Raw genomic sequence first — 8,175 nt, forward strand, 5'->3', positions numbered from 1 at the left:
GTACTATCAGTCGCCACCACAGCTACTGCACGAGCTACAGCCACTACTGCCCGATGAATTTGACTGATTTTTTAAATATTGCCGGTACTGCTGCTTTAGTTGCTCCAGCTCATAAATCTGTGCACTGGGCCATTCCAGCGCGGCATCTATGGCAAACAGCCTTGGCAGCATGGTGGTAGTACTGGGGTTTACACCATTTAATATGCAGCTATAACGCCACGCATGACACAATTGCTGGGCCTGTTCATCCTGACTGCTGATACTGTTGTCAGCATAAAACCGGTTGTCAGCATAAAACCGGTTGTCAGCATAAGGCCGATGGTTCAGATAACGCCCTAGCGTTTGCTGACAAAGCTGCTGGTATTGCAGTGGAAATTCCAGCATCACATGCCATAAGGCATCCACTGCGCTGGATGGCATGGCGCAGGGGTCACGGTTGATGACCTGCAAACCCAGATAATCCTTAAAACCCTGTTCAATTAGCCGTCGTCCTCGTAGGCCTACATCCGGGTAAAGCTGGCTAAAACGCTGCCAGAATATAGGGTCTAGCCGTATTGCAGCAATCCGTGCAAGGCCTCGTCGTCGCCGAATCGATTCCATGTACAGATTGCTACTGGCGATCAAAAACATGCAGGGGATCAAAACCCAGCCTGTCCAGAATACATCCAGCCACAGATAGGCCGTTAGCATACAAACAAGTGGAATAAGCACCCAGTAAAATCTAATGACGGGTATGTCTCTTGGGACTTTTAGTAATTGTTCCAGCATAAAAAATGATTCACTCCCTGATTGTTGTTTTAGCTTATTATTTTCAGTTATTGCTTAACGGCTTTTATTGTTCTCGCCGCTGTTACGGGTTGTTATTAACCACTGTTTTTTATTTTCTGTCTTCATTTTAAGGGCTGGATATGACCATTTTATGACACAGATTTGATTTTGCTCTAAGCCAGATACTTTGTCACAAATAATGCCCAGATATATCCAGCAATGCCAAAGCAGCCAGAATGGCAGAAAAACCAATTAGCGTAAGACTGCTGCCTTTAAGCCAATGCGTCTTTCTGTCATGTTTCACCCATAATTTAAAGTGAAATTTAAACTTCGGCCTGAATCGACCAGTCTTCTACCGGCCACGCATGAGCCAGCGCATGGGCATGCAACCGGGTATCCGGATTCACTGCCACCGGATGATCAACAAATTCCAGCAGGAAGCGGTCATTAAACGAATCGGAATAGCCCCAGCTTTCTTCAATTGCTGCACGACGCTCCGCCAGCCATTGCTTGAGGTGATGCAGTTTGCCAGCCTGAAAACACGGTTCGCCCTGTAAGCGTCCACTATAACGGTTATCACAGATTTCAGGCTGGCTGGCAATCAGGTCAGTGACCCCAAACGCATCAGCAATGGGGCGGGTAACAAAGGAATTGGTGGCGGTAATAATCACAATATGGTGGCCAGCCTGCTGATGACGCGCAATGGCATCTTGCCCTTTTGGCCGCATGGCAGGCACAATGATTTCCTGCATAAATTCAGCATGAATGGTCTTTAAATAATCCATGTCATGCCGGCTTAAAAACTCAAATACAAACTCATTGTAAGCCACTGCATCCAGTGTACCTGCCTGATAATCCTCATAAAACTGATCATTGCGGCTACGGTGCTGGGCTTCATCAACCAGTTGCTTGTAAATCAGAAATTCGCCCCATGCGTGATCTGAATCAATGTTCAGTAATGTATGATCCAGATCAAATAACGCCAGCTTCATCCGCCAACCCCTACTTTTGATAATTTGCTCACAAAAAAATGTAAATCTCTCACCGCTATAGGCCAGAAATTCGGTAAGATCATAGCAAATTTCATTGCTTATTCTTTGATTTCTCATGTGATGATTTGTGTGAAGGCCAAATCCCAAAAAATCAAAGAAACGCTTTTAACAAAATTAAGGTACGCCAAATGATCGACTCCGAAGGTTTCCGACCCAATGTCGGGATCATATTGGCAAACGAAGATGGACAGGTGTTGTGGGCCAAGCGAATTGGCCACAATGCATGGCAGTTCCCTCAGGGTGGCATTCAGTTCGGTGAAACACCCGAGCAGGCAGTTTATCGTGAGCTTTGGGAAGAAGTCGGGCTATTACCCGACCATGTCCAAATACTGGCGCAAACCCGGGGTTGGTTGCGTTATCGTTTGCCACATCGCTATGTCCGGCAGGACAGCAATCCTGTCTGTATTGGCCAAAAACAAAAGTGGTTTTTGTTGCAGCTTAAAGCCTCGCAACAACTGATCCGGCTGGATGCCTGTGCCCCGGCCGAATTTGACCAGTGGACATGGGTGAGTTACTGGTATCCCCTGACGCAGGTGGTTGCCTTTAAACGTGATGTATACCGCAAGGCCATGATTGAACTTTGTCGCCGTTTACCCGGCAAGGCACTCAATCCATTAAGAAGCAAGGAACTTTAACAGCCACCCCAACTGACTTGGTAAAACCCACAGCAACCTTTAAAACAGGCAGCCTTTAAAACTTTCTATTATTAAAATATAGTAGTGAAATAAGCCAATGCGGTTATACGCATTACACGGAGAACAAGCATGTCGGCAATGCAGCTGGAAACTTTAAGGCGTATCGTCCAGGAGGTCGATGCGGCTGCCAGCCTGCATGAAGCACTGGAAGTGATGGTGGAACAGGTGGCCGATGCCATGGGCTCGGAGGTGTGCTCGGTATATCTGCTGGATGAGCGCAACCAGCGTTATGTGCTTATGGCGTCCAAGGGCCTGAATATTGAATCGGTGGGTGTGGTGTCACTGGCCACCGGTGAAGGTCTGGTGGGTCTGGTCGGCCAGCGTGAGGAAATCGTCAACCTTGAGGATGCGGCCAGCCATCCCCGCTTCCGCTATCTGCCGGAAACCGGCGAAGAACTGTACAAGTCATTTCTGGGTGTGCCCATCATGTACCGCCGCAAGGTGATGGGTGTCATGGTGGTGCAAAACCGCGAACGCCGCGCTTATACCGAAGCGGCTGAATCCTTTTTGGTCACGCTGTGCGCCCAGTTATCCGGTGCCATTGCGCATGCCCATGCAGTGGGTCAGGTTGATGTGTTTCGCAAGCCCAGTCTGGCCAAATCCTCAAAAATGTTTCAGGGCGTGCCCGGTGCTGGCGGCGTTGCTATTGGCCGTGCCGTGGTGTTTTATCCACCGGCTGACCTTGATGCCGTGCCGGACCGTCAGGCAGACGACATTACCGAAGAGCTGGAACTGGTTAAGCAGGCCATTATTGCCGTGCGGCAGGATATCCGCGAGCTGGATGCCAAAATGCAGGAATCGCTGATGGCTGAGGAGCGTGCCCTGTTTAGCGTTTATTTAAGAATGCTGGATGACAATGCACTGCCTGCCGAAATTAATGCATTGATTCGTGGCGGCAACTGGGCGCAAGGGGCTGTACGCAAAGTCATTGAAAGCCATACTGCCCACTTTGCCCAGATGGAAGATGAATACCTGCGTGAACGGGTGTCTGACATTCGGGATCTGGGCCGCCGCATTCTGGCCCGCTTGCAAACTGCTGATGACCAGCACCGCGAATTTAATGAAGACAGCATTTTAATTGGTGAGGAAATTACCACGGCAGCGCTGGTGGAAATGCCGCTCAACCATATTGCTGCCATTGTCACCACAGAAGGGGCGGCCAATTCGCACATGGTGATTGTGGCGCGTGCGCTAGGTATTCCTACCGTAGTGGGTGTCACTGAATTGCCGGTGACCGCGCTGGATGATGCTGAAATGATTGTCGATGCCCATCAGGGTCGGATTTTTGTGCATCCGATTCGTCGCCTGCGCCAGCGTTACAAGGAAATTCAAAAAGAAGAGCAACAGGCCGCCAAAGACCTTAAAAGCTACGAAAACCGTGAAACCATTACGCCAGATGGCCATCCGGTGACGCTATATGTCAATACCGGCCTGATGATTGATGTGGTACGCGGTGTGCAGCGTGGTGCGCAGGGTGTTGGCCTGTATCGCAGTGAAATTCCGTTTATGCTGCGCGAGCGCTTTCCCGGAGAAGAGGAACAGCGCATTATTTATCGCCAGCAGCTCAGTCATTTTGCCAACAAACCGGTGGTGATGCGCACGCTGGATATTGGCGCGGATAAAGACCTGCCCTATTTTAGTATTAAAGAAGAAAACTCGGCACTGGGCTGGCGTGGTATTCGTTTTACCCTCGACCATCCGGAAATTTTTTCTTCCCAGATTCGGGCCATGCTAAAAGCCAGTATCGGCTTAAATAATTTGCATATCCTGCTGCCCATGGTGACCAGCGTCACCGAAGTGGAAGAAGCGCTGTATCTGCTGTATCGCTCGCTGGCTGAGGTGCAGGAAGAAGAACAGGTTAAAATTGCCATGCCCAAGGTGGGCGTGATGATTGAAGTGCCCAGTATCCTGCTGCAAATGCGTGATCTGGCAGAGCTGGTGGATTTTTTCTCGGTGGGCTCCAACGACCTGACCCAGTATTTACTGGCGGTTGACCGCAATAATCCCCGCGTCGCTGGCCTGTACTCCAGTTATCATCCGGCCTTGCTGCGGGCGCTGAATTTTCTGGTGCGTGAGGCGCATCACCTGAACAAGCCGATTAGCATTTGTGGTGAAATGGCTGGCGAACCCACTACTGCCATTTTAATGATGGCCATGGGTTTTGATGTACTGTCCATGAGCTCCAGCAATATTTTGCGCATTCGAAAAACCTTAAGCCATGTGCCGCTGGCCGATGCCAAAAACCTGCTACAGGAAGTGTTAAAAATGGATAGCGCCCCAGTGATTAAAAGCTGGCTGGAGCATTACCTGATCAAGCAGGGGCTGGGTGACATGGTGAAATCCAGTATGGCATTACCTAATGGCTAATACTGTTTCTTAGGCGTTGGTCTGGTTTTAATCATTTTTGAAAATATAAAAAGGAGGGCAATGAATGCCCTCCTTTTTGTTGGTTTACCTTCAATAATGCAATGCTATAAAAGGATCTGCTGGTTGACCATTAAGGTATCCAGATCAACATTGACATTGGTTAGGGTCAGCAGGTCAGCGCTGGCATGCGCGCCACCTTCCCCATCACGGTCAATGCTCAGCACGGTGTTGGCACCATTTTGGGTAACCGTAATGTAGGCATCCAGTGAAGCCGCGGAGCCATCGCCATTGTAGCCTACCAGTAGCTCGCCAATGTCGATCTGGTCAGCCTGATTGTCAGTGGCGGTATTGCCCACCTGGAAATCACGCCAGGTATCACTGCCATTGCCGCCTGTATTGTCAGTTTCACTGAGTAGCATGTACATCAGGCTATCTGCGCCCTCGCCGCCCACAAACGTTTCATTGGTTAAACCACTGACCAGCATGTCATCACCGGCCATATCCGGCATAGGCTGGATGCCCTCAAACACCCCGTCAATTAATGGCTGTACGGTTTGATCCAGCAAGCCATTCAGCAGGCCACCCAGCCCCTGTGTCAGGTCTTCAAGCCCTGTGACATCACTGTTATACAGGCCCTGAATCAACTGGGTCAGCACGCCAAGCGCACCATCATCAGTGTTGGTTAAATCATTGAGTGAATTGACAATATCACCCAGCACAAAGTCATCATTGCGAATGACATTATCCAGCAGGTTGCTCACTGGAATCAGATTGGTGTCATCACCGCCAGTCAGGTCATTCACAATGGTGGACAACTCATCCAGCAAGGTGCTGGAATTGCCAGGACCGGGGTTTGGTGGCAACAGGATCCCTTCACCATTGGCCAGATCAACCACACTATTAACAATTGGGCTGAGCACACTGCTAACCAGCGTATTGACCACGCCTCCCAGACCGTCAAGGCCCAGCACGTCGATGAGTTCATCCAGCAGGGCACCATCACTCAGTAAACCGGCAGCAACCTCATCCAGCACTCCCGTGGCCTGAGCCACCCCGTTTTGAATCACCTCTTCACCAGAAAGCAGGTTGTCTACCGCGGTAACCAGACCATTGGTAATATCGGCCAGATTCAGGTTAATGCCCAGTAGCTGCAGTGGAATGCTCAAACCGGTCAATATAGGATTCAGTATGCCAGTGAGGCCATTCACTACATCACCCAGACCGGCCGTATTGACCAGCTCATCCAGACCCCCCGCATCAATATTGATACCAATGGAGCCACCCAGCAGCTCGGACACAATCTGGTTGCCACCCGCTACCGTTTCATTGAGGATATCGGATACCACAGTGGTGCCATCCCCTGCACCCAGCAGGATATCAAGATTGTCAGTAGCCGCTGCAATGGCATCAGGATCACTGCTGCCCAGAAAGCCAGCCACGGCATTCAAGGTATTAATCAGCGCACCCAGATTTTCATCGCCACCGCTGTTGGCAGCGGTAAGCGCATCCACCAGCTCGGTAATGGAACCCAGTACCGGCTGGTCGGTATCAGTGAGCTGCTCCACAATGCCCGTCAGGCCACTCAAGGTGCTGCTATCCGGATCAGCCAGATTGTTAATCAGTGTAGAGGTTGGCGAGATGGCAGAGTCGTCGCTTAAATTGGCCACTGCGTTTTGTACTACAGTCACCAGTCCATTTGTTCCTTCAACCGGATCAGTAGTTCCAGTGTCTGCTGTATTACCCGCAGTATCAATCGCCACCAGCCTCAGGCTACGGCCTGCAAATCCGGCAGCATTGACTGCCGCATACTGGCCATTTTCATTGACTGTGGTGGTTGCCATCAGCTCATTGGTATCGGCATCCCGAACCTGAACGGTGGTACCAGCCTCGCCTTCACCCAGCAGCACGGTATTGTCGGCACTAAAGGCCAGCGCACCCGGAATTTCAGGCAATACAGTATCAATACCAACACTAACCGCTGTCCCTGTGGCCACATTTCCGGCTTCATCGGTAACTACCGCACGGAACTGATAGCTGCCATCTGCCAGCCCAGTTTGTGCGGCATCCGTATTTGTCCAGCTGGTCCCGCCATCGGTAGAGATTTGATAGCTAAGCGTTGCACCAGCTTCAAGATCCGCACTAAGTCCCAATGTGAAGGTATTGTCATTGGTAATGTTATCACCCAGCGTACCACTGTCGATCAGGCCTGCCAGTGTCAGGGCTGGAACCTGTGGCAGTCCGGTATCTACAGTGACTGAGGTAACATCGGTTGCCACATTGCCATCAGTATCGGTTGCTGCCACATTGATATCCAGCAGACCTTCTTCATCTGCATCCACTTCGGCAACGATATAACCATTGGTCAGGTCAGTGGTGTTGACTGTGTAATCCGTGCCATTAACGCTAACCACGGTGCCAGCTATTGCATCGTCACCCAGGCCAACCTGCACAGCAATTGAACCGTCACCGGCTTCATCCGCATTAATGAAACCATCACTGTTAAAGTCGGCAGTAATGCTGATATCACCCAGCAGGTCATCAACAATGGTATCTACCGTTACAGTATCAGTGCTGGTATCGACATTCCCTTCAGCATCAGTAACGCTGGCAGTAATATCAAGCTCACCTTCGGTAGTTGCATCCACTTCAGCAGTAATAAAGCCATTGGTCAAATCATCGGCATCAATAGTGTAATCCGTACCATTGACGGTAATGGTATGTCCAAGCGCTGCATCCGGCCCCAGATTAACCCGTACATTCACCAGCCCATCAGCACCAATTTCACCGGCATTCAGCAGATCATCCGCATTGATATCAGCCACCACGCTAAGATCACCCACAATGTTGCGGGGCGTGGTATCTACGGTGACGCTAACAGTATCAGTCGCAGTGTTGCCTTCAATATCGGTTGCACTGACATCAATGGTCAGGTCTCCCTGAGTGTTGGCATCGACAGCAGCAGTAATAAAGCCATTGGTCAGGTCCTCGGCGTCAACCGTGTAATCAGTATCATTAACAGTAATCACATTCCCAGTCTGAGCATCTGCCCCCAAACCGATTCGCACTGTAACTGTCCGGTCAGTGCCAATTTCAGACGCATTGACGACGCCATCGACATTGACGTCAGCCACAATGGTGAGATCGTCAATCAGCGTCGGCATCAGCATCAGCATCAGCATCAGCATCAGAATCAGAATCAGAATCAGAATCACTGTCGGCGTCGCCATCCCCGTCATTATTATTTGGGCTACCACCACCTGAACCACCACCACCTGAACCACCACCACCTGAAC

Annotated in this window: 5 protein-coding genes; 2 read left to right on the forward strand and 3 right to left on the reverse strand. The window is 50.4% G+C overall.

Features of this window, described 5'->3' with window-relative positions; all coding sequences use genetic code 11:
• Positions 1-6 precede the first annotated feature (6 nt).
• On the reverse strand, positions 7-600 hold the full coding sequence (locus BKE30_RS01495; RefSeq protein ID WP_227518285.1) for a glycine-rich domain-containing protein: 594 nt from the start codon (positions 598-600) through the stop codon (positions 7-9).
• A 491-nt stretch (positions 601-1,091) separates the two neighbouring features.
• On the reverse strand, positions 1,092-1,760 hold the full coding sequence (locus BKE30_RS01500) for a histidinol-phosphatase (RefSeq protein WP_076876888.1): 669 nt from the start codon (positions 1,758-1,760) through the stop codon (positions 1,092-1,094).
• A 188-nt stretch (positions 1,761-1,948) separates the two neighbouring features.
• On the opposite strand from BKE30_RS01500, the gene BKE30_RS01505 reads away from it, so the two are divergent.
• Together BKE30_RS01505 and ptsP are read left to right on the forward strand one after the other, a co-directional pair.
• Positions 1,949-2,455, forward strand: a complete 507-nt coding sequence (locus tag BKE30_RS01505; protein ID WP_026472375.1) for an RNA pyrophosphohydrolase — start codon at positions 1,949-1,951, stop codon at positions 2,453-2,455.
• Between the two features lie 129 nt (positions 2,456-2,584).
• A complete protein-coding gene (ptsP, locus tag BKE30_RS01510; protein WP_076876889.1) occupies positions 2,585-4,882 on the forward strand; it encodes a phosphoenolpyruvate--protein phosphotransferase in 2,298 nt (765 codons plus the stop codon).
• 104 nt (positions 4,883-4,986) lie between these two features.
• On the opposite strand, the gene BKE30_RS01515 is transcribed toward ptsP, so the two are convergent.
• Positions 4,987-8,094 (reverse strand): Ig-like domain-containing protein, encoded by a 3,108-nt coding sequence (locus BKE30_RS01515; protein WP_227518286.1) that lies wholly within the window; start codon positions 8,092-8,094, stop codon positions 4,987-4,989.
• Positions 8,095-8,175: the final 81 nt, after the last annotated feature.

Source organism: Alkanindiges hydrocarboniclasticus, assembly GCF_001982605.1.
GTDB lineage: Bacteria > Pseudomonadota > Gammaproteobacteria > Pseudomonadales > Moraxellaceae > Alkanindiges > Alkanindiges hydrocarboniclasticus.

Bases quoted from the DNA above. Each gene is read 5' to 3' on its own strand.
- BKE30_RS01495 (WP_227518285.1), bottom strand. From the start codon at position 600: ATGGAATCGATTCGGCGACGACGAGGCCTTGCACGGATTGCTGCAATA.
- BKE30_RS01500 (WP_076876888.1), bottom strand. From the start codon at position 1,760: ATGAAGCTGGCGTTATTTGATCTGGATCATACATTACTGAACATTGAT.
- BKE30_RS01505 (WP_026472375.1), top strand. From the start codon at position 1,949: ATGATCGACTCCGAAGGTTTCCGACCCAATGTCGGGATCATATTGGCA.
- ptsP (WP_076876889.1), top strand. From the start codon at position 2,585: ATGTCGGCAATGCAGCTGGAAACTTTAAGGCGTATCGTCCAGGAGGTC.